Origin of the sequence: Methylobacterium sp. 092160098-2 (assembly GCF_028920805.1) — a bacterium.
Lineage (GTDB): Bacteria > Pseudomonadota > Alphaproteobacteria > Rhizobiales > Beijerinckiaceae > Methylobacterium > Methylobacterium fujisawaense.
The window spans coordinates 2,344,970-2,366,948 of record NZ_JAQPZJ010000001.1 but is presented as its reverse complement, the minus strand read 5'-3'; the positions used below and the strand labels follow the sequence as shown (position 1 = coordinate 2,366,948).

Genomic DNA, 21,979 nt, shown 5'->3' with positions numbered 1-21,979 from the left:
GGCCATGAATATCGACGGCCAGCCCTACCGCACGATCTTCCCGGACCCGGACGGCGTCAGCGTCCAGGTGATCGACCAGACCCGCCTGCCCTTCGCGTTCGAGCTGAAGCGCCTCGCCACGCTGGAGGACGCCGCGGTGGCGATCCGCACGATGATCGTGCGGGGCGCGCCCTTGATCGGCGTCACGGCCGCCTACGGGCTGGCGCTGGCCATGCGGGCGGATGCCTCCCACGATGGGATCGACCGGGCGGTGGCGACGCTCGCGGCGACACGTCCGACCGCCATCAACCTGCGCTGGGCGCTGGATCGGGTCTCCACCAACCTGCGGCAGGTTGCGCCGGACGAGCGCTTCGCCCGCGCCTTCGCGGAGGCCGGCCGCATCGCCGAGGAGGACGTGGCGAGCTGCCGCGCCATCGGCGCCCATGGCAGCCAGGTCATCGCCGACCTGCACAGGGCCAAGGGCGGCGACAGACCGGTCACCGTGCTGACCCACTGCAATGCCGGCTGGCTCGCCACGGTGGATTGGGGCACGGCGCTGGCGCCGATCTACGCCGCCCACGAGCGGGGCGTGCCGGTGCATGTCCTGGTCGACGAGACCCGGCCGCGCAGCCAGGGTGCCGCGCTCACGGCCTTCGAGCTGAACGGCCACGGCGTGCCGCACACGGTCATCGCCGACAATGCCGGCGGCCACCTCATGCAGCACGGCGGCGTCGACCTGTGCATCGTCGGCTCGGACCGGACCACGGCGAGCGGCGACGTCTGCAACAAGATCGGCACCTACCTGAAGGCGCTGGCGGCCCACGACAACGGCGTGCCGTTCTACGCCGCCCTGCCGTTCTCGACCATCGACTGGACCCTCGACGACGGGGTCAAGGAGATCCCGATCGAGGAGCGCGACGGGCGCGAGGTCACCCACATGACCGGGCGGCTGCCCGATGGCGGCTTCGCCACGATCGAGGTGGTCTCCCCCGGCAGTCCCGTGGCGAATCCCGCCTTCGACGTGACCCCGGCCCGGCTGGTGACCGGCATCATCACCGAACGCGGCATCTGCGAGGCCAGCGCCGAGGGGTTGTACGGGCTCTATCCGGAGCGCCGGAAGGCGGCGTGAGCCGCCTCACCGCACCCCGGGCCGGCCCGATTCCGCGAGCTGCTGCGCCCGGGCGCCCTGGCGCTCGAACATCCAGCCCGGATATTCCGGCGGCAGGGCGCTCACCGCATCGAGGGCGTCGAGTTCCGCGTCGCTGAGGCTGAGTTCGGTCGCCGCGATGTTGTCCTCGAGCTGGTCGAGGCGCTTGGCACCGACGATCACGCTGGTCACCGCCTTGCGGTGTAGCAGCCAGGCCAGCGCCACCTGGGCCACCGAGACGCCGCGGGCCTCCGCCACCTGCCGCATGGCGTCGATGCAGGCGTCGGCCCGGGGGCGGTCGACCGGCGGGAAGTCGAAGCTCGCGCGCCGGCCCTCCCCCGCGCCGCCGGCATACTTGCCGCTGAGCAGGCCGCCGGCCAGCGGGCTCCAGACCAGGAGGCCGAGCCCCTCCGAGCGCAGCATCGGGACGATCTCGCGCTCCAGGTCGCGGCCCGCGATGGAGTAATAGGCCTGCAGGGTCTCGAAGCGGGCGAGCCCCGCCCGCGCGCTGATCCCCAGCGCCTTCACGATCTGCCACGCCGCCCAGTTCGAGACGCCGACGTAGCGGACGTGGCCGTGCTGGACGAGGATGTCGAGGGCGCGCACCTGCTCCTCGATCGGCGTCGCCGGGTCGAAGCCGTGGACCTGATAGAGGTCGATGTGGTCGAGCTGGAGCCGCTTGAGGCTCGCCTTGCAGGCGTCGATCAGGTGCAGGCGCGAGGCGCCCTTGGCGTTCGCGCCCGGCCCCATCGGCCCGTAGCCCTTGGTGGCGACGACGACGCTGTCGCGCGGGACCTTGAGGTCGCGCAGGGCCTGGCCGGTGATCTGCTCCGAGAGCCCCTCCGCGTAGACGTCGGCCGTGTCGATGAAGTTGATCCCGGCATCGAGCGCCCGTCCGACGAGGCGCCCGGCCTCCGTCTGGTCGAGGGCGCCGATCTGGCGCCACATCCCGGCCCCGCCGCCGAAGGTCATGGTGCCGAGGCAGAGTTCCGAGACGAACAGCCCCGTGCTGCCGAGCTTCTTCTGATACATGCCTGCCTGATCCCGTCCGTGTCTGGGGTGTCAACGCGCGGGAGCGGGCCCGGTGCGCTCAGGGCTCCCAGCGGTGGAACACCGCGCTGTCGAAGGCGAAGACCGGCTCGCCGCGCTGGTTCACCCCGGTGTTGCGGGCGAAGGCCAGGCCCCAGCCGGGCCGCGAGGCCGAGGCGCGCTTGTCGGTGAGCTTGGCGCTGAACCGGACCGTGTCGCCCGCGTAGACGGGCTTCAGCCAGCGCAGGTTCTTGAACCCGGGGGAGGGGCCCGCCTCCGGGACCGGGCCGCGGGTGGCCGTGTAGGCGGCGTCGCGGGCGCGGGTCGTGAGCATCCGGTTCATGTAGGCGGCGGCCGTGTGCCAGCCGGAGGCGCAGAGGCCGCCGAAATGGCTGCGCTTGGCCGCCGCGTGGTCGAGGTGGAAGGCCTGTGGATCGTAGGCCTCGGCGAACGCGATGATCGCCTCGGCGGTGAACGGATAGGCGCCCAGCTCCCGCACGGCGCCGATCTCGGCATCCCGCAGGAACGGCAGGATCTCGGCATCCTCCGGCTCGGCGACCGGTCCCGGCACGCCGATCTCCACCGGCCGCGGGGGCAGGGGATCGGTGCCGCGGCGGGCCAGCATGAAGGTGAAGCGCTGGGTCAGCACCGTCTCGCCGCGCGGGTTGCCGAGGGCGACCTCGGCGGTCACGAAACCGAGCCCGGGCTTGGAGGCCGAATCGCGCAGCCCCACCACCCGGAAGGTCAGCGTCAGCGCGTCCCCCGGCAGGACCGGCGCGAGCCAGCGCAGCTCGTCGATCCCCGGCGCGCCGAGCGACGAGCCGCCCTTGAACGGTCCCTGCTGGAGCAGCCGCATGCCCAAAGCCGCCGTGTGCCAGCCCGAGCCGATCAGCCGGCCCGCGAAGGTCCCTTCCGCCGCCGCCTCGTCGAGGTGGAAGGGCTGGAAGTCGAAGGCCTGCGCGAAGCCCACGATGGCGTCGCGGGTGACGGTGAGCGGCGCGCCGACGATCACGTCGCCGACGGCGAAATCCTCGAGGGCGGGATCGGGCATGGCGGGCTCGTCTGGTTGATCGGTGGGGCGGGCGATCGGGATCGCCGTCTTTGCGAGCGGGAGCGAAGCAATCCAGGAGCGCCACGCTCACCGATGTCGCGCTGCCCTGGATTGCTTCGCCCCGCTCGCCAAGACGCAGCGTCGCCCAGGGCTGAGCGCGGCCCGAGCCTCAGTTGGCGAAGCGGAAGTGCAGCACGTCGCCGTCCTGCACCACGTACTCCTTGCCCTCCAGCCGCAGCTTGCCGGCGTCCCGGGCCCCGGATTCGCCGTTGAGCGCCGTGTAGTCCTTGAACGCGATGGTCTCGGCCCGGATGAAGCCCTTCTCGAAATCCGAGTGGATCACCCCGGCCGCCCCGGGGGCGCGGGTGCCCTTGGTGATCGTCCAGGCGCGGGCCTCCTTGGGGCCCACCGTGAAGTAGGTGACGAGGCCGAGCAGGTCGTAGCCGGCGCGGATCACCCGGTTGAGGCCGGGCTCGGCGAGCCCCACCGCCTCCAGGAACTCCGCCTGGTCGGCCTCGGGCATCACGGCGATCTCGCTCTCGATCTTGGCCGAAACCACCACCGCCACGGCGCCCTCCGCCTTGGCGCGGGCGAAGACCGCGTCCGAATAGGCGTTGCCCTTGTCGGCGTCGGGCTCATCGACGTTGCAGACGTAGAGGACGGGCTTGGCGGTCATCAGGCCGAGGGACTGGAACAGCTTCTCCTCGTCGGGCTTGCGCTCCACCAGCCGCGCCGGCTTGCCCTCGCGCAGGAGCGGCAGCGCCCGGTTGACGAGGTCGAGGCTCTCCTTGGCCTCCTTGTCGGCCCCCTTGGCCTTCTTCTCCAGGGCGACGGCGCGGCGCTCCAGGCTGTCGAGGTCGGCGAGCATCAGCTCGGTCTCGATCGTCTCGATGTCGGCGGCCGGATCGACCTTGCCCTCCACGTGGGTGACGTCGCCGTCCGTGAAGCAGCGGACCACGTGGGCGATGGCGTCGACCTCGCGGATATTGGCCAGGAACTGGTTGCCCAGGCCCTCGCCCTTGGAGGCGCCGCGCACGAGGCCGGCGATGTCCACGAAGGTCAGGCGCGTCGGGATCTTCTCCTTCGACGAGGCGATGCGGGCGAGGTCATCGAGCCGCGGATCGGGCACCGCCACCTCGCCGACATTCGGCTCGATGGTGCAGAACGGGTAGTTCGCCGCCTGGGCGGCCGCCGTCTGCGTCAGCGCGTTGAAGAGGGTCGACTTGCCGACGTTCGGCAGGCCGACGATGCCGCATTTGAAGCCCATGGGTCAGTTCCGTCGCAGCACGTCGTCGGGCGACGCGCGAAAAAGGGTTGCGGAGAGTCAGGCCCGCGAACACGGCACCGTGCGCCCTGTCCTCGGTCGAGCACGCGCGGCACCGGCGAGCCGGGCCTCAGCCACCGGGAGGCAATCGAACCGCCGACAGCCGGGCTTGTGGCGCACGGCCTTCATCGGACCCTCTCGCCCGCCCCGATATCCCGTCCCCGCGGGGGCGTGTCAATTTCGGGCGCCCAGCGTCTTCACCTCGTCCCAGCCGCGGCCGGCCATGGCGAGGTGGACCTTGTTCTGGAAGCTCGCATCCTCGCCGGCGGCGAGCAGGGCGGCGTGGTCGGCCACGGCCCGGCAGAGATCGTCCACCCAGGGCAGCTCGGCCTTGCCGAAATCGTTGAGCACGTAGGCATGCACCAGCGCCTTGTCGCCGGGATGGCCGATGCCGAGCCGCACCCGGCGGTAGTCGTTGCCGCATTGGGCGGTGATCGAGCGCAGGCCGTTATGGCCGGCATTGCCGCCGCCGAGCTTCACCCGGAGCTTGGCGGGGGCGAGGTCGAGCTCGTCGTGCAGCACGATCACGTCGGAGAGCGGAATCTTGTAGAAGCGCTGCGCCTCCGAGACGGCGCGGCCGGACTCGTTCATGAAGGTCGAGGGCTTCAGGAGGATCGCCCGCTCCGGGCCCAGCACCGCCTCGGCAGCCTCGCCCTGGAAGCGGTGGCGGAACGGGCTCGCCCGGTGCTGGCGGGCGATCGCGTCGACGGCGAGGAAGCCGATATTGTGCCGGTTGCCCGCATAGCGTGCGCCCGGGTTTCCGAGGCCGACGATCAACTTCATGTCAGAGGGTTCCGCGGGACTCCGTTCGGCGCGGTCTGTGGCACGCTTCCGCGCGGGACGCACCCCCAGGCCGGGTCCGGCCCGACCGGAGCGATGGGCCGGCCTCCGGGCCCGGGCCGTCTCCGTCGTGCGCCAGCGCACGGCCTCGGCCGAACCCGAAGCAGAATATCCCCGTTGAGAGGTCACATTCGGCCAAGCAAAGCCCGAGTGATCAAGACCGCCGACCCGACGATCTTCCTCACGCGACACGGTTGACCGGATGACTTCCCGCTGAAGTCGTACGAAGACACCAGGAGATCATCATGACCGTCCGCATGCTCGCTGCCGCCGCCCTGGTCGCCGCGGTCGCCACGCCCGCCCTCGCGCAGGGCCTGGATTCGAAGCACTCGCCCTACCCGGCCTCGGCCTATTCGGGCTGGGTCGGCAACGGCGCCGTCCTGCATCGGGACGCCGCCGGTCCCGCGCGGGCGGCCGCCTACCGCTACAGCGGTCCGCATGCCGGCGGCCCGGCCAACGCCCTGCCGCGGTTCTGACGGGCGAACGGGCCCGCGGGCTCCTCGGGCCCCGATAACCGGCGGTGATCGGGGCACCGGACCGGCGGACTCTCAGGTGTGAGGGACGGGCCGGTCGGCAAGGCCGGTGGCGCCGCTTGCCGGACCCGGCACCGCGCCGACGGCCGCCGTCCCAGCCCGGATCTCTCCAGGGCGCAGGGTTCCCACCAGAAGATCGACCTGGCTGACGAGACGCACGAGCGATTGCCCGCGATCCAGCGCCGGCCGCTCGGGCACGGGCCTGTCCGCGCCCAGGGCCGCCAGGGTTGCGGTGATCCAGGCCCGCCAGGGCTCGGCCTCGGGGGCGGCCGCCTCCGGGGCGTGCCGCAGGACGATGAGCCGGGCGCTGATCCGGCGCAGGGTCGCGTCGGCCACCAGGGCGGATTCCACCTCCGGGTGGCTGCCGGCCCGGGGCTGCTGCAGGGCGCGGGAGAGCGCCGCCTCCAGATCGTTGAGGGCGAGGCCGGCCTCGCGGCTCTGCGCCGCGATCGCGGTCTCGCGGCCCTCGCCGCGCGGCGCGCGGAGCACCGCCTCGGCGAGACCGGCCTGGGCCTTGAGCGCCCGGCGCAGTTCCTGCCGGACCTGATCGGGCTCCCAGATCGGCCACAGCACCAGGCAGCTCGCCACCGCGATCACGCCGCCCAGCACCGTGAAGCCGCCCCGCATGGCGACGATCTCCCAGGAGCTGTGGCCGGGCTCCAGCAGCTCGACCAGCAGCACCACGAGGGGGGTCAGGCAGGTGACGAAGAAGCCGTAGGAGATCTGGCGCGCCGCGAAGCCGACGATGCTGAGCACGAGGATCAGCCCGGCCTCCGCCAGGGGGCTCGTGGCGTAGTAGGCGAGCACGGCGCCCACGAGGCCGCCCAGCACCGTGCCGCCGATCCGCTCCAGCGCCCGCTGCCACGTCGCCGCGTAGAAGGGCTGCATGGTGAGCACCACGGTCATCACCAGCCAGTGCGTGAAGGCGCCCGCATAGGTCAGGGTGGCGGCGAGCGCCGGGGCCGCGACCGCGCTCGCCCGCAGGGCGTGCCGGAGATTGGGCGAGGCCAGGGTGAAGTTCTGCCGCAGCGGCCCGACATAGCGGGTCCAGCGGTCGAGGCTGCCGCCCTCCGTGAGCGTGCCGCCGGGGCGATAGCCCTCCGGGGTCGACAGCTTGGCGCCGATCCGCACGCGCCCGACGATCCGTTCGGCGAGGCGGGCGAGGGTCGGATCCTCCGACAGCCCCTCGGCCACGCGGGCGATGGAGTGTTCCAGACGGTCGAGGTCGAGGTTGACGTCGTCGCGGATCGCCCGGGCGATGGTCACCAGCAGGGGGCGCAGGCGCCGCAGGAAGACCTTGGCGAGGGCCCGGCGGCGGGCATCGGGACGGCTGTCGATCAGCTCGCCGACGGCGATCAGCGCGGAAAAGATCTGCTCGGCGCTCTCCAGGCGCAGCAGGGCCTGGGCGGTGCGGTCCGAGACGCGCTCGCGGGAGCGGGCGAGGTCGAGGATCATGGTCCGGGCGGTCTCGATGCTCGCCCGCACGCCCCGCCGGTGGCCCCGCGCGTGGCCGTCGAAGGCGGCCGTGTCGGGTTCCGGCAGGACGACGAGCCGCTCGAGGTCGCCGCAGAGCCGGGCGAGGTTGTGCCAGACCTCCGCCACCGCCCGGTGGGCCGGCCGGTACGGGTGCAGCCGCCAGATCACCAGGGCCAGGAACGTCGCCCAGAGACCGCCGGCCGCGAACATCAGCGCGGTGACGGCCGCCTGCTCCGGGGTCAGGGGCCGGTCGAGGGCGATGCACAGCACCACCACGAGCACGTTGCCGGCCGACTGGGCCTGAACGCTCCAGACGCGGGCGTACGAGCAAGCGAAGATCAGCGCGCAGGCGACCGGGACGACCACCGGCAGGCCGAGGGGCTGGATCAAGCCGAGTCCGGCCCAGAGCAGGCCGCCCAGGACCGAGAAGGCGGTGAGGACCCGCAGGCGGGCGCGCATCGGGCCGCCGTTGTCGCAGAAGCAGGCGAGGTTGGCGGCGAGCGCCATCGTCAGCAGCGGCGCCCACTGGATCCAGATGTTGAGGAGGATGACGACGCCGAACGCGAAGGCGGCGCGCACGCCCTCCACGAGCCGGACGTTCCGGAGGTCGAGGCCCGTCGGCAGGCGCCGCAGGTCCGAGCCGGGCCGGTTCAGGCTGCCCCGACCCGCGGCGTTCCACCGGCGCCGGGCCGGCCCAGGGGGCGAAGCTGTGGGACTCGGCGCGGGCAACCTCGGTCTCCGGACGGGGGCGCGGTGCCCCGGCATGAACCGCGCCCCGGCCTGTCCGGATCCGCAGCGTCGCGCAACCCCAATCCGGATCCGCGGCACGATCCAGACGTCCACATCGTCACCGCCGATGTGAACCCGGGGGCGGCGGACGTCTTCGTCTCGCGCTTGACCCCCGGGCGAGCCCGTGGCTTCTGGGGCCGCTTGGCATCCTGACTCCGTAGCTCAGCTGGATAGAGCAGCCGCCTTCTAAGCGGCAGGTCGTAGGTTCGAGCCCTACCGGGGTCGCCAGGTTGCACAATGACTTAGCACTGCATCGCGTGCTCTGCCTTTAGCCTAGGACAGCCTAGAGACAGCCCAATCACGCCTCGGTTAGCGGTTGCCATGCCATTGAGTCGTGTGCAGAGCCCTATGTAACACCGCGCTGAGCGCGATTTTGAGGTCCAGCGCCATGGCGTGTGGTCGGCTGAAGGATCACCCGCGAAATTCTTTCACGTCGTCCAGCGATAGGCCCGTTACGCGAACCGACTGTGGTGCTTAGTAGACGGCCTAAGCCAACTTCTGCCTCCTCCGAACAGCCCTGGGCGCATCGTCCGGCCGCAAGAGATTTTGTCCCGACGGTTTCACGCAGGTTTCGGTTTTCCCGAGGGAGCGAAACCGCACGCGGCTGAACTGGGCCGAACCGGTCTCGATCAAAATCAATGGGTTAGAAACAACGAGTTTCTTGCCCATCAACAACGATCCCCAGGGCGATGGGGGTCGCTCCCGACGGTTTCCCGGCGGATCATGGTCCCGGGACCGGCCCTCCCGGCGGCCCTCGCGGCTCCGGCGCGGCGGACCACGCCCCCCGACCGCCCGATCCCGCCGCCGGACAGGACGCCGCGACCATCGCCGACGCCTAAGATGAGCCGCCAGGGCCAGCCCGGAAAGAGCCGGAGGCCCGATGCGACGAACCCTACACCCATCCGGTCCCGCCGGCCCCGGCGGCCTGTCACCGAGCCGGCCTCCACGTCCGATGGACGAGCCGCGCACCGCTTGCGGTCGTGATGCGTCCGCGATGCGGTCCCGGGGCGGGGGCGCCCGGTTTCGCCTCGCCCCCCTCTATGGCTGGGAACGGGCGGTCACCGTGGAACGCCTTCGGCATCCGCCGCCGGTCGACCATGTCCAAGAGGGCTGCGCGATGCATGACGCCGCGACGGTCCGGGGAACGCGCCGTGCGGCCCGGCGGCGGGACACGCCGGTCCGCGCCCGGAGGCGGAGGGCCGTCCCTCGCCCGACGTCACGGCACGGCCCTTGCCGACGCGCGGTCCGATATCCTCCGGACGCCGGACCTCGGCGCCCCCCGGTGCCGTCACCCCCGCCCATCCGTCCCACCCGCGGCTGGCACCGCCGCCCGGCACCGGACGCCGGTCACCCGCCACCGGCTACGGGTGCGCCCATGGGCATGCGCATCGCGGGATCCACAGGCCGGGCCCGCACCTCCGCTTGATCGCGACGGGACGCCATGGCCAGGTAGCCCCGTCCGTCGTCCCATCCATTTACGGAAGGGCACGGTCGGTCGAGCCGACACGGTACCGGGCACGGCCGGGGCCCCGGTCGGACCATTTCTGCCAAGCTTACGCCGGTGGTACGTTCCCTCCATGGACGATCCGCGAATCCGGCTCCCACACCGAGGTGATGTCATGGCGGCGAACGACCGGTCGCGGCTTCGTGCCGTCGACCTCTTCTGCGGATCGGGCGCCGTCACGACCGGGCTGTCGGGCGCGTTCGACGTCGTGGCCGCCGTCGACCATGACGCGACCGCCTGCCTGACCTATGCGGCGAACCATCCCGGCGTCCGCCTGTTCGAGCGCGACATAACCACCCTCGATCCGGCCGAGGTCCTGAAGGAGGTTCCGGACGCCGCGAACGTCGACCTGCTCATCGTCTGCGCGCCCTGCCAGCCCTTCAGCAACCAGAACCAGCGCAAGGAAGCCGATCCGCGCGCGACGTTGATCCTGCAGGCCGCGCGTTACGCCGAGGCCTGCAATCCCAAGGGTATCCTGTTCGAGAACGTGCCCGGCCTCGCGGGGGCGGCCGGGGTCTACGAGGATCTCGCGCGCGCCATGGCCGCCGTCGGGTACGTCGTCGGGAAACCGCGCAAGGTCAACGCCGCGGACCTGGGGGTTCCGCAGCGCCGCATCCGTTGCGTCATGTTCGCGGCACGGTCCGAGGACGTCGTCGCCCGCTTCGAGGGGGCGAAACCGTCGGCCGCCCGCAAGACGGTCGCCGATGCCATCCGTGACCTCGTCCCCCTCGAAAGCGGCGAAGTCGATCCGGGCGACCACCTCCATGCCGCGCGGCGACACGCCCCCATCGCCCTGCGACGCTTGCGCGCGATACCGAGGGACGGCGGCAGTCGGGCCTCCCTGCCGCCCGAGCTCCGCCTGAAGTGCCATGAGACCACCCACGGCTACCCGGACGTGTACGGGCGCATGGCCTGGAATGATGTCGCCCCGACCTTGACCACGGGCTGCACCGACGTCACCCGCGGACGCTTCGGCCATCCGGAACAGGATCGCGCCATCACCCTGCGCGAGGCGGCCTTGCTCCAGACATTCCCGCCGAAGTACGTCTTTCACGGCGCATACAAGGAAGTCGCCACGCAGATCGGCAACGCCGTGCCGGTGGCCATGGTGGCGGCGATGGTGCCCGCCCTCGTCGCTGCGTTGGCGGCCGCATGAGAAGGGGGGGCGACGGCTGGGTCGCACCGACCACGACCAAGTCCGATGAGATGCGCAGCGTCCGGACGGCCGGCACCGAGCCGGAAGCCCTCCTGCGCCGCCGTCTGCACCGTTCCGGCCTGCGCTATCGCGTGACCCATCCGGTTCCCGGCAAGCCGCGCCGCTCCATCGACATCGCCTTCACCCGACGCCGCCTCGCCGTCTTCGTGGACGGGTGCTTCTGGCACGGCTGCCCGATCCACGGGGCGCTTCCACGGACCAACACCGCCTTTTGGAAGGCCAAGATCGATGGCAACCGGGAGCGGGACCGGGATACCGACCTGGCGTTGGCGGCCGCGGGGTGGCGAGTGCTAAGGATCTGGGAACACACGGGGCCGGACGAGGCCGCAGGGATGGTCCTGTCCGCGCTCGGCGACCTCGCAAGCAGGGGCGGAAAGTGAGCCAACCCGAGTTCTGGGACGAGGCATGGTCGGTTCCCGCGCGGACCATCGACATGCTGGGACGCCAGCAGATCGCGAACATCCCCACGGCCCTGCACGAGCTGTTCAAGAACGCGCACGACGCCTACGCCGACCGGGTCGTGGCCGACTATTTCCGCCAGCCGAACGTCTTCGTCATCAGGGACGACGGCGACGGCATGACCCCCGACCAGTTGCGGAAAGGCTGGCTGACGCTGGCGAGCTCCGTCAAGGCGGGAGCCAACGCTGCCCGCGAGCAGGCCGAAAACGAAGGCCACGAACGACCCCGCCGTAAGATCATGGGCGAAAAGGGGATCGGGCGCCTCGCCATCGCCTCCATCGGACCGCAGGTCCTCATCCTGACCCGCCCTCGACCCATCTCCGGAGTGACGCAACCGCTGCTCGTCAGCCTCGTCCACTGGGGCGTGAACAAGCTTCCCGACGTCGACCTGTCCCGGGTGGCGGTCCCGACGATGCGCCTCGACGGCGGCGACCTTCCCGACGCCGCCGCCATCCGAACCCTGTGCGAACGGCTCGCCGACAACGTCGGGAAGATGCGCACGCCCGCGAACGGCATCGAGATCGACCTCATCCTCAAGGACATCGCAGGTTTCGACGTCGACCCCGCGGCCGACCTCGGCGCGATGGCGGGGCCGACCCTCGCCGACGGAGGTCACGGGACCCAGTTCATCATCAGGCCTACGGAGAAAACGCTCGCCTTCGACCTGCAGAAGGCCAACGACGAAGACGTGTCCCAGGTCGAGAAGTACCTGCTCGGCTTCAGCAACACCATGATGCCGGACAGGCCCCCGCCTTCCATCGTCGCCACCTTCAACGACCACCGCGAGGACGGCACGGTCAAGACGCCCATCGGCTCGCAGGAATTCTTCACCCCGGACGACTTCGCCAGCGCGGATCATTCCATCGAGGGCCGGTTCGACGAGCACGGTCATTTCCGTGGACGCATCTCCGTCTACGGCAGCGAGCACAAGGATCACGAGATCGCGTGGCGGAACGCGACCAATGACCCGTCCCGCTGCGGTCCGTTCCGCATCACCTTCGCGTACCTGCAGGGGGCGATGGCCGATACCCTGCTGCCACCGGAGAAGTGGCAAAGCCTGTCGGTAAAGCTCAATCGCCTCGGAGGCTTGTACGTCTACAGGGACGGCATCCGCATCCTGCCGTACGGGGGGCCGGACCAGGACTTCCTCGGGATCGAACGGCGCCGGACCAAGAGCGCCTCGGACTGGTTCTTCTCCTACCGGCGCATGTTCGGCGCGGTGGAGATCACCTACCCCGAAAACAAGGACCTAAAGGAAAAGGCCGGACGCGAGGGGTTCATCAGGGATGGGGCGTACAACGACTTCGTCAGTATCCTGTCGGGCTTCTTCGAAAAGCTCGCCTACGATTTTTTTCGGGATAGCTCGAAGCACGGTGACTGGAGCGAGACGAAGTCCAGGTTGAACCGGGACGCGGCGCTCCTGGCCAAGCGGGAACGTTCCGCCAAGGCCAAGCTCGCCCGGTTCACGAAACGGCTGGACGGATTCTTCGCCCGGCTCGAAGCCGGGGAATTCACCAGGGAGGCCGAGCGTATCCGCCAAGAGGTGCGCGAACGCCTCGACAACATGACGTCCGATCCCGAGGGCGGAGGGACGGCGGTCCTCGCGATTGAGGCCGACCTCAGGCGGGCGAAGGACGCCCTTTCGGCCAAGCTCGTCCTCACCAGGCCGCAGGGCGCGGGACTATCGAAGTCCAAGGCGGCCGACTGGGACGCTTACCAGCGCAACGTCGCCCGCATACGCAACGAGCTGATCGGTCCCCTCGACAGGGAGACGGCCGAGATGATCGAGCAGGCGATCAACGCGAAGGGGCTCAACGTCGACCGTCGACGCCGCTTGGCGAAGGCCATCGACGACAAGGGCCAACGCGTCGTGGCCCAGGCCGAACGCGTGCGCATCTCCGTCGACAAGCGTCTCGAAGAGCTTCGCACGGAGGTCACCACCAGCGTCAGGACGGCCATCGCCGGCCTGTCGTCCAAGGTCGAGGGTACGCGCATCACCCTCTCCGGGGTCAGCACCGGCGGCCTCGACGAACGTGCATTCGAAGGGATGCGCATCGGGTTCGAGAACGAGATCGAAGCGTCGTCCCGCGATACCCGGGAAATGCTGGAGGCCCTCGCCGGACAGCTCGGCAACCTCATGGAAGCCGTTCGCGGCGGCGTCACCCTCGACGAGACGACGGACGCCATCGAGACCCGCTCCGAGGCTTACAGGGAGCAGCTCGACCAATACGTCGAGCTCGCCCAGCTCGGCACGGCGGTCGGCATCGTTCAGCACGAGTTCGCAAGCGCGGTGATCCGGGTTCGCGGCGCCATCGAGCAACTCGACTGGTGGGCGAAGTCGAACCCCGGCCTCGAAGCGCTCGACCGCGACCTCAGGGCCGGTTTCGAGCATATCGACGCCTACCTCGACCTGTTCGCGCCCCTGAGCAAGCGTCTGTCGCGAACCGCCGTCACCATATCCGGGCGGGAAATCCGAACGTACCTCGACGAGGTGTTCGGCGACCGGATGAGGCGGCATGGTATCAGGGTGGAAACGGCGCGCGATTTCGACGGCGGCACCCTAGCCGGCCAGCCGTCGGCGATCCTCGCCGCCTTCGTGAACCTCATGGACAATGCCATCCACTGGCTTTGCACGATGCCCGCAGGCGAGAGGCTGGTCCGGTTCGGATGCGAGGGTGCGGGGCTGACCATCGCCAACAGCGGCCCCGGCATCGAGGCCAGGAATGCCGACCGCATCTTCGAGTTCGGCGAGACCACCAGGACAGGCGGGCGAGGCATGGGCCTTTACGTGTCCCGCGAGGCATTGCGCAGGTCCGACCTGGAACTGACGCTGCTGGATGCCGGGGCCGCACGCAACCCCCGCTTCATGATCGCTCCCGCCGTGGCGGACGAAGAGACGGAGACCGACGAGTGACCGCGGGAGTTAGCCTCGACGAACTGGTGCGCTCCGGCGCCCGCAGCTTCCTCCAGACCGTCCTCGTGATCGACAACGAGTTGGTGATGGCGGCCCCTCCGGTCGAGCCGGCGCCGAAGTTGCCCCCGCGGCCGCCCGGACCCTTCGGGCGAAGCCCGGCCGCCGAGCCACCCCCGCCGACCGCCGTCGAGCCGGAGCGAACGGCCGAAGGGCGGGTCGATACACCCGTCGAGGCGACGGCGGCGGGTCCGAGCCGTCTCAACGTGAAATCCATCATGGATGCGTTCCTGAAGAAGTCGCTGATCTGCGGCATGCACAGGCCGGAGGGCGAGGGCGACCTGGTCAGCGAAGCCATCCACGCGGCGCGGCGCTCCGATGCCGTCATCATCGACTGGCTCCTGGTGGGCAGCGATCCCGGACCGGCGAAGGACATCATCAAGGGCATCCTGGACGGGGACCGGGAGGACCATGGGCGGCTGCGCCTGATCGTCGTCTATACCTCGATGCCGGGCGTCGAGGGCGTCGCCCGGGAAGTCTCCGAGCATCTCGGCGGGACAGCCCTCAAACACGAGGGGAACGGCGTCCTGACGGGGGCGGATACCCGGATCGTCGTCCTCAACAAATCCGGGACCCCGATGGCCGCGGAGACCGTCGCGGTCCCGGATTTGCCCGAACGCATCATCGCCGAGTTCGCCCGGCTGTCCGACGGCATCCTGAGCACGTTCGCCGTGACGGCCGTGGCCGCGATCCGGCGGGCGACGCACCACGTCCTCGCGGTCTTCTCCTCGGAATTGGACGGGGCGTTCCTGGCGCATCGGTGCTCGCTCAAGACGCCCGACGACGCCACCGAGTTCGCACTGGAACTCCTGGCGGGAGAATTCAGGGGCGTGGTCACACGCAACGGCGAGGCGATGCAGGTCCTGGCCTCGGCCCCCCTGATGGAGTGGATCGACCGACGGGCCGGGGCGGACCGCCTGATCCGGACCGATGAGGTCCAGGTCCCGGTGGATGTCGTGAAGGCGTTCGCGTCCGGAGGCGAGGAAGCGGTCCTCGCCTCCGAGAAGGTCCAGGACCACGCCGTCGTGCCCGGGCGGGCCAAGCCCCGGGAGGGGCTCGGGAAAAGGAAGATCTCCCCGAGGACGGTCGGCCAGCTCTTCCATGACGGCCACGCGCACTACCTGCGGTCGCACCACGGCTTCTCCCGGCTATCGCAGTTCAAGAACGAGCCTTATGGCCGCCGGGCCCCGCGCGGCCGTTGGAAGCCCACGCTCTCCCTCGGAAGCCTGATCGTGGCACTCGACAAAACGGGGGCACCTGTCCCCGGAGGCTACCTCCTGTGCACCCAACCACGCTGCGATTCCATCCGCATCGGGGACGGGCGCAGTTTCCCGTTCCAAACGGGACGGGCGGTGACGGATGACGCGTTCAACCTTGTCGCCACCCTGCCCGGCCCCGGTGACGCGGAGGAACGCGTCCATCTCCTCGTCGAAACGAAGCCTTTCAACACGGTGATGGTCCGGTTCAACGCCAGCAGCGACGAACGCGTGCTGGCTGAAGCCCAAGGCCCGTCCTTCGTCTTCACCGACGCTGACGGCGGCAGGTATCTCTGGTTGGGCGACCTGCGCGACCTGACCGCCCAGAGGACGGCCGGCACGGTGGCGGCGCGGTTGCACGATGTCGGCATCGACGAGTTCGAATGGCTGCGGCTCCATGCGAAGATAGTCCCGCCGAAGCCGGGCAACGGTGCCAAGGCGCCGGCGGCGGCGGCGCCGGCTGAGGTTAAGGGCCGAGGGGCCGACGAGGGCGGCGGGAGCTGACGCCGCCGGCAATGGTGGCTGGCGGACGGCCCCTCAAGCCGGGTTGCCGCCCCGACGACCGGCCGGCGCATACCCGACCCGTGCGCGCAGGCTCGCACCGTTGGCGCGGACATGGTCGCGCTTGCGCCGGAGCGCGACGGTGGGGTGGGCGCGCGGCGGGGCGCCGACCGGCGGCGCGAGCACGTCGGCCAGCGGCTTCGGTGCCGGGATGCCGAAGAAGGTGGCGGCCTTGACCCCGGCCCCCAGCGCCAGCGCATCCGCGGCGACGTCCTGGCCCTCCAGGGTCCATTGCCCGTAGATGCGCACCATCGTCTGGATGCTCATCCCGAGCACGTCGGCGGCGGCGCGCACGTCGACCCGCGCGATGCGCAGCCACGTCGCCGCCGTATGCCGGAGGGTGTGCCTGACCACGTCGGAGCCGATGCCGGCATCCGCCATGATGGTGTTCCACAGCCATATCGGGGTGGACAGGTACTCCTGGCCGTCCGGCCGGTGGATGACGTGGGCGATGCCCGCGGCCCGGTCGGCATCCCGCCACCGCGCCACGGTGGTGGCGAGCTTGGTCGAGATGCGGGAACTCGCCCGGGGCTTCCCCTGGCTCGGGTCGAGGCCGAACCCGCGCCGATGGATGTGGCGGCCCTCGACGTCGATGCAGCCGCCGTCGGCCGAGCACTCCCACCGGAGTTCCCGCATGGCCGTTCCCCGGGTCCCGGTGTAGAGGCCGAGCACGAGCAGGCGGTAGATGATCCTCCTGACCGCGACCGTCTCGGGATCGCGCAGGACGAGCCGGGTCACGACGTCGCCCGCGGCATCGACCACGGTCTCGCGCTTCCAGTCCCCGGTCGCGGCATCCCAGATGCGTCCCCGGATCGCCCAGACGATGCGGGCGACCTCGGGCCGACGGAGCCATCGCGTGCGGCCGGGGCCCGACTTGGGCACGAACACCTCGGGATGCCACGCCAGGGCGTTCTCGTCCGCGTAGAGGTCGATGGCCTTCCTGAGCTCGAACAGATCCTCCCTGGCGCTGGCTTCCTTCGCCAGCGGCGCGTCGGGCGTTCCCGGGCGGTAGCGCGCGTCCGGCTGGCTCGTGCGCCAGTCGATGAACGCCTTGCACCGCGCGGTCGTGACGTCCTTGAAGACGTCCTCGCCGAAGAAGCTCGCGAGGGTCGCCAGCCGCGTGGCGAGTGCGACGTACTTCGAATGCTCCGCCGGGGGCGCATCCCGGACGGGGCGCTCCGCGTCGAGGAGATGGGCCAGCGCGGCGGCCACGGGCACCATCCGCGGACCGACGATGCCCCGTTCGCGGGCACCCTTCTGGAGCTTGTACAGGTCGAGCAGCGTCTCCGCCTCCGCCCGCCGTTCCGGGGGAAGCCGGGTCGAGGTTTCGACCCGACCGTCCCGGATATACAGGGTGACCTTGCCGGGGTCGGTCCGGGACCGCCGCTCGACGAGGTGAGGGCCCTGCGGGGCCGGCCCCCGCCTCCGGTCCATCTCGGGGATGGCCGCCGCGGTGGTCATCAACGCGGCGCGAATGTCCTCCGCGGCGCGCGCCAGGGCGCCGACTTGCATCGTCTCACGCACGATTCTAGTGTCCTGCTTCCTGAGCCCGCACGCGTGCGGGCGTTATGGGAAGGCGGACGCGGGGCGGATCTTCCGCCAAGTCGAACGCGCCCCGTGTCCGCCGCCTTACTGCCCCGCCTTGCCCCTCGGGACAGGCGCGGCAGATCTCTCCGCGACACGCTTCGGGCGTGCGCGTTCACGTCCGAGACGCTTGGCCTCGGCGAGCTTCAACTGGAACAGCGCCTGCGCGGACACGTCCTGTGCCGCCTCGGGCTGCCGCTGGGTCGGCCCCGGCTCCTCCAGCCCCATCCGACGGACCGCCATCGGAGTGGTGAAGAACTTGCCCGCGACCTTCGTGATGGCCAGCGTGCCCTGGTGGCCGGCCGTCCTCAGGGTGTTCGTGGTGATCGGGCCGTCCGGCCAGAACAGGGCGGCGGCCTCCGGCAGGGTCAGCAGTTCGTCATCGGCCCACTCCTCCGGGCGGGGCCGCGCCGCGACCCTCGGTGGCATCCGGCGCCTCGGCGAGGCCGCCTCTCCCGCACAAGGGGGACTCGGTTTCGCCGGGCTGTCAACGACGGCGCCGGAGGCCGGGGAGGCCGTGAGAGCAGCCTCGGCTCCCTGGTCGCGACAGTCGCCGACGCCCGTCGGGACACCTATAGGACCGAGTACACAATCCAGGGGCGCACTCGACCCTGGGCGCTCGGAAGCCACGGGCGGCGCGGATGGAATCATCGCCTGACCGTCGCCGGGTCCCGACCGACCGCAATCCTTCAGACTGGTCGGCAATCCTTCGCCAGGCACCTGCGGCCCGGGGTCTGACAGCGCCACCCGACCGGGAAGGTCAGCAGCTTGGCCGGTAGCCGGCTGCGGCGTTTTGGCACCTTCGGCCGGGTCCGTCGGCCGATTCGGTCCAGGCGCTCGCGGCCCCTCCGTGATTCGGTCCGGCCCCTCGTCGCAAGCTTGACCGACTGCCGTCGGGTCGGACTGACGCTCGACCGACCCTGCCGGCCGGGTCGCCGGCCCGCACCCGTCGGGCGTACTCATCCGCCCTTCCATCTTGGCCGGGTCCACGGGCGGCAGCCCTGGTGACGCCGCTCGCGGCGGCATCTGGTGGTCATGCGTAGGCATGACCACCATGGCTTGCTCACCCTCTTTTCCTCCTGCCGCCGCTCTCGCCGCGGGATCGGACACGGGCCTCGCCGACACGGGCCTCACCGTGGCGGGCGCCGGTCGGTGCGGCGGGGGGCTCTGCACCGGCGTCCGGGGCGGACGTTCGGGCAGGATGCCAAGCCTATGGAGCAGCTCCGTCATCAGGGACATCGTCGGACCTCGTCGCGTTTCGTACGGCGGCGATTGTCCCCGTCAGGCCCTGTTTTTCCAAACAGCGCGTCCCTCGCCGGAACCGCAAGCCATAGATGTCATCCCTTTTTGTTGAAGACCGGACCGTCTTCGCCGTTTCGCGCCCCCGATTCGCGGGCGTACAGAGCGCTAATGCGCGCGCGTCCATCCTTGCCTGAAGGCCGGCATGACAAGTCGATCATCGGCACTGTTGCGGAGCATTTGATCTAAATCCGCCGATAACTTTCGCGATACGTCGGATCGGAAAAGATGTCATCCCACTAGGAATTCAGGTTCATGGTGCTTTGATCGATGCCACCTGGCCCGGAACGGGCCGTGGGCCCGTTCCGATGCTCCCGCACTTCCTGAGACACCGCCGGCCGGATATCGCCGCCAACCCGGGCCCCGCCGCGGGCCGGTCCCCCGTCCGGCCGTCCCCGACCGCGGAGACGCCGGGGTCAACGCCGGTCCCCTCCCTCGCCTCGGCCACGCGGGATTACGCCCGCTCGCTTGAGGCCGGCACATTCGACCGGCTCGACAGCCACGAGGTCACCCGGCTCTACGTCGGTATGGGCCCTGAGGTCTGGGCATGGCAGCGCGCGCGGCGCCTGGCCGGGGTTTCGCCATCGAGGGCATCCCCCGCTTTCGTCGAGAGCGGTGAGCGCGAGAACGCCGTCGGCCAGATGCTCCGGGACATCCCGCTCTGGGAGCGGGCCATCGCGACCCTCGCCGCGGAGCGGACCCGCGCCGCCCGCTATGGGACGCCCGAGCCCGCGCCCCTGATCGTTCCCCCGGCAGTCACGGCCGCCATCGAAGCGCAGAAGGCAGCGGCGCGCGAGCGCGCGCTTCGCCTACGCGGACGGGGTGGCGGCGACGGCGGCGGCGGGGGCCCGGAACTTGTGCCGGTGGAGCCGGGAGGTGGCGGACCGGGTCCACCCCGCAGGACCTGACGATAGCCCACCGGCACGACCGACATTCAAGGCACGACGAACATGTCCGACCAAGTCTACCGCGCCATCATCCCGATCCGGCCCGTGCCACGCCCGCCCGCGCGACCGCCGACGCCGAAGCGCGGCCTCCATGTCCGCCTGGTCGTCCGGATGAGCGGTGGGCTCAGCACGGCCATAGCGGGGGCGGCCCGGGGCGAGGGCCTGACGGTGGGAGCCTGGGTCCGGCGGCAACTGCTGGATAGGCTCGGCATGCAGTCCGATGCGGACGCGCGCAGCGGCCGGCCCGTGCGAATGCCGGAGGCGCATCAGGCCGCCATCGCGGCGGCCTTGAGGAACCTCGCCGCCGCCAGCGCCGCGGCGCAATCCGACGACCCGGCGTCGGCCATCCCCGCCATCCAGGCCGCCCGGGCGATCCTGGTCCCGCTCGCGCTCGGACGGCCCGCTCCGTGATCTCCGGGGCGACGCGCGGGGCCGGGCTCGGGGACGCCCTGGCGCGCCACCTCCTGAAGGGCGAGAACCGCCCGACCGTGACCGCGCCACGCGGCCTCGGCAGCCCGGACCTGGCCGGCCAAATCAGCGAATTGGTCGCCCTGTGCGCGGGCGGCCGGACCACACGCCCGGTCTACCACGTCCATTGCAGCCCCGACCCTGGCATCGCCGACAACGCCGCCGCCCGCGCGCGCTTCTGGGCGCTCATGGAGGGCGAGTTCGATCTCACCCGCCAACCTTACTGCGGGGTCGTGCACGACAAGGACGGACGCGTCCACGAACACCGCGTCTATGCCCTGGTTCGGCCCTCGGGATCCGTGATCGACCTATCTCACGACTACGCCCGCCGCGAGAAATGCGCGCGCATCGTCGAGTACGAGGCCGGGCTTGCGCCCGTGCCGTCGAAGTTCGCCCGGAGCATCGCGCAAGCCCTGCGCAAGGACGGGCTACACGATGTGGCGGGATGGCTCGTCGCGGCCGGCGCCACCCGGGCGGAACGGCCCGTCGCCAAGGTGACGCCCGGCGAACGCCGCGTCGAGGAGCGGACCGGCGTGCCGCTCGACGACCTGCGCCGCGCGGTCTTCTCGGCTTGGCAGGAGTCGGCGGACGGCCCCGGCTTCGTCGCCGCCCTCCGAGCCCGCGGGCTCGACCTGAGGCATGGCCGAGAGGGTCCGGTCGTCGTCGACGCGAGCGGCACGGCACATTCGGCGACGCGGCTCGTCGGCGCGGGCTCCCGACGCCTGACGGGCGAGCGCATTCGGGCGGCGGCGGTACGGGCACGGCTCGACGGGCTGATGCTGGAAGGAGCGGGTGATGGACGGCGTGCTGATCGAGCGGCGTCTGGCCGCGATGGAAATGATTCTGCAAGGCATCCTGGCGGCGTTGGCGCCGCCGGAGGCGGACGGGGCGTCGGGCTTCGACGACCTGGTGGAGGCGATGTCCGACCTGACGGTGGCGGTGGCGGAGGTCGCGGACAAGGTCGAAACGCTGCGCTCGAACGGCTGCGGGCCGCGGCCGGGGCACGCCGCGTCATGATGCGGCGCCACCTCTCAGGTCTCGATGTGTCGCTTGACCGCTACCAGGCCGCCGCCGAGCGTGCCCGCGCGGCCGCGGAGCGCTTGGACGATCTCGCCGACAACGGCCGGACGAGGGGCTTGGCCCTGTGGGGCGTCACGGACATCTGGGGCATCCCCATCCGGTGACCGTCTCCGGGACGCCCCGGCCAAAACCCGCCCTGTGAGGTTCCGAAGACGACCCGGGTCTACTCGTCCCTGTTGACGTTGTCCGCCGTCGAGCTGTCCGGGTTGTCCCGTGCGTATTCACGGCCGTTGATCTTCACGACGTGGCTGTCCGGATGCTCGCCGCGCTTGATTTCCGCCACGACGTTCCGCCTCGGCACGTTCTTGCGCGTCCCGACATCGTAATGCTCGTTGCGGCCGCCCGGCCCGTCGTTGCGTCCCTTGATCTTCGACATGAACCACCTCCGAGACGACCATATAGGTGGCACGTCCTTATCTGCGAGATAGCGTCGATACTCCAAGGACCCCGCTGCGACCTGTATGCC

At 70.7% G+C, this 21,979-nt stretch carries 17 protein-coding genes and 1 tRNA gene; 10 read left to right on the top strand and 8 right to left on the bottom strand.

What is annotated here, in order from left to right:
• The first annotated feature begins 4 nt into the window (after window positions 1-4).
• Window positions 5-1,108, top strand: a complete 1,104-nt coding sequence (mtnA, locus tag PQI07_RS11115; RefSeq protein WP_043346823.1) for an S-methyl-5-thioribose-1-phosphate isomerase — start codon at window positions 5-7, stop codon at window positions 1,106-1,108.
• A gap of 6 nt (window positions 1,109-1,114) precedes the next feature.
• On the opposite strand, the gene PQI07_RS11110 is transcribed toward mtnA, so the two are convergent.
• The 4 genes from PQI07_RS11110 to pth all read right to left on the bottom strand — a co-directional run bounded on the left by PQI07_RS11110 (window position 1,115) and on the right by pth (window position 5,313).
• Complete coding sequence (locus tag PQI07_RS11110) at window positions 1,115-2,158, bottom strand: aldo/keto reductase (RefSeq protein WP_053610597.1); 1,044 nt, start codon at window positions 2,156-2,158, stop codon at window positions 1,115-1,117.
• 58 nt (window positions 2,159-2,216) lie between these two features.
• Window positions 2,217-3,206, bottom strand: a complete 990-nt coding sequence (locus tag PQI07_RS11105; RefSeq protein ID WP_043387838.1) for a MaoC/PaaZ C-terminal domain-containing protein — start codon at window positions 3,204-3,206, stop codon at window positions 2,217-2,219.
• Between the two features lie 169 nt (window positions 3,207-3,375).
• Window positions 3,376-4,473, bottom strand: coding sequence for a redox-regulated ATPase YchF (ychF, locus tag PQI07_RS11100; RefSeq protein ID WP_043355673.1), 1,098 nt, complete (start codon window positions 4,471-4,473; stop codon window positions 3,376-3,378).
• A 231-nt stretch (window positions 4,474-4,704) separates the two neighbouring features.
• Window positions 4,705-5,313, bottom strand: coding sequence for an aminoacyl-tRNA hydrolase (pth, locus tag PQI07_RS11095; RefSeq protein ID WP_043387837.1), 609 nt, complete (start codon window positions 5,311-5,313; stop codon window positions 4,705-4,707).
• 302 nt (window positions 5,314-5,615) lie between these two features.
• Between pth and PQI07_RS11090 the strand changes: the two genes are divergently transcribed.
• Window positions 5,616-5,846 carry a hypothetical protein gene (locus tag PQI07_RS11090; RefSeq protein WP_043387836.1) on the top strand — a complete coding sequence of 77 codons (231 nt, stop codon included), beginning with the start codon at window positions 5,616-5,618 and terminating at the stop codon, window positions 5,844-5,846.
• A gap of 72 nt (window positions 5,847-5,918) precedes the next feature.
• On the opposite strand, the gene PQI07_RS11085 is transcribed toward PQI07_RS11090, so the two are convergent.
• Window positions 5,919-8,144 carry an FUSC family protein gene (locus tag PQI07_RS11085; protein ID WP_446720945.1) on the bottom strand — a complete coding sequence of 742 codons (2,226 nt, stop codon included), beginning with the start codon at window positions 8,142-8,144 and terminating at the stop codon, window positions 5,919-5,921.
• 175 nt (window positions 8,145-8,319) lie between these two features.
• Here PQI07_RS11085 and PQI07_RS11080 point away from each other — a divergent pair.
• The 5 genes from PQI07_RS11080 to PQI07_RS11060 all read left to right on the top strand — a co-directional run bounded on the left by PQI07_RS11080 (window position 8,320) and on the right by PQI07_RS11060 (window position 16,078).
• A tRNA-Arg gene (locus PQI07_RS11080) sits at window positions 8,320-8,396 on the top strand.
• A gap of 1,391 nt (window positions 8,397-9,787) precedes the next feature.
• Window positions 9,788-10,828, top strand: a complete 1,041-nt coding sequence (locus PQI07_RS11075; protein WP_274926626.1) for a DNA cytosine methyltransferase — start codon at window positions 9,788-9,790, stop codon at window positions 10,826-10,828.
• Window positions 10,825-11,268: a very short patch repair endonuclease gene (locus tag PQI07_RS11070; RefSeq protein ID WP_274926625.1), complete on the top strand. Its 444-nt coding sequence runs from the start codon at window positions 10,825-10,827 to the stop codon at window positions 11,266-11,268. Before PQI07_RS11075 ends, PQI07_RS11070 begins: the two co-directional genes overlap by 4 nt.
• Window positions 11,265-14,261: an ATP-binding protein gene (locus PQI07_RS11065; RefSeq protein WP_274926624.1), complete on the top strand. Its 2,997-nt coding sequence runs from the start codon at window positions 11,265-11,267 to the stop codon at window positions 14,259-14,261. The genes PQI07_RS11070 and PQI07_RS11065 overlap by 4 nt, the downstream gene beginning before the upstream one ends.
• Window positions 14,258-16,078, top strand: a complete 1,821-nt coding sequence (locus PQI07_RS11060) for a response regulator receiver domain (protein WP_274926623.1) — start codon at window positions 14,258-14,260, stop codon at window positions 16,076-16,078. The genes PQI07_RS11065 and PQI07_RS11060 overlap by 4 nt, the downstream gene beginning before the upstream one ends.
• Window positions 16,079-16,111: 33 nt before the next feature.
• On the opposite strand, the gene PQI07_RS11055 is transcribed toward PQI07_RS11060, so the two are convergent.
• Together PQI07_RS11055 and PQI07_RS11050 are read right to left on the bottom strand one after the other, a co-directional pair.
• Window positions 16,112-17,659: a tyrosine-type recombinase/integrase gene (locus PQI07_RS11055; RefSeq protein ID WP_274926622.1), complete on the bottom strand. Its 1,548-nt coding sequence runs from the start codon at window positions 17,657-17,659 to the stop codon at window positions 16,112-16,114.
• A gap of 105 nt (window positions 17,660-17,764) precedes the next feature.
• Entirely contained in the window at window positions 17,765-18,148 is a 384-nt protein-coding gene (locus PQI07_RS11050) for a hypothetical protein (protein ID WP_274926621.1), read from the bottom strand.
• 1,178 nt (window positions 18,149-19,326) lie between these two features.
• Here PQI07_RS11050 and PQI07_RS11045 point away from each other — a divergent pair.
• From PQI07_RS11045 to PQI07_RS11035, 3 genes are read left to right on the top strand one after another with little or no spacing between them, the layout of a single operon-like run.
• Window positions 19,327-19,926, top strand: coding sequence for a hypothetical protein (locus PQI07_RS11045; RefSeq protein WP_274926620.1), 600 nt, complete (start codon window positions 19,327-19,329; stop codon window positions 19,924-19,926).
• Between the two features lie 42 nt (window positions 19,927-19,968).
• Window positions 19,969-20,376: a hypothetical protein gene (locus PQI07_RS11040; RefSeq protein ID WP_274926619.1), complete on the top strand. Its 408-nt coding sequence runs from the start codon at window positions 19,969-19,971 to the stop codon at window positions 20,374-20,376.
• Window positions 20,373-21,617 (top strand): relaxase/mobilization nuclease domain-containing protein, encoded by a 1,245-nt coding sequence (locus tag PQI07_RS11035; RefSeq protein WP_274926618.1) that lies wholly within the window; start codon window positions 20,373-20,375, stop codon window positions 21,615-21,617. The genes PQI07_RS11040 and PQI07_RS11035 overlap by 4 nt, the downstream gene beginning before the upstream one ends.
• Before the next feature lie 59 nt (window positions 21,618-21,676).
• On the opposite strand, the gene PQI07_RS11030 is transcribed toward PQI07_RS11035, so the two are convergent.
• A complete protein-coding gene (locus PQI07_RS11030; protein ID WP_111473968.1) occupies window positions 21,677-21,889 on the bottom strand; it encodes a DUF3892 domain-containing protein in 213 nt (70 codons plus the stop codon).
• Window positions 21,890-21,979 lie beyond the last annotated feature (90 nt).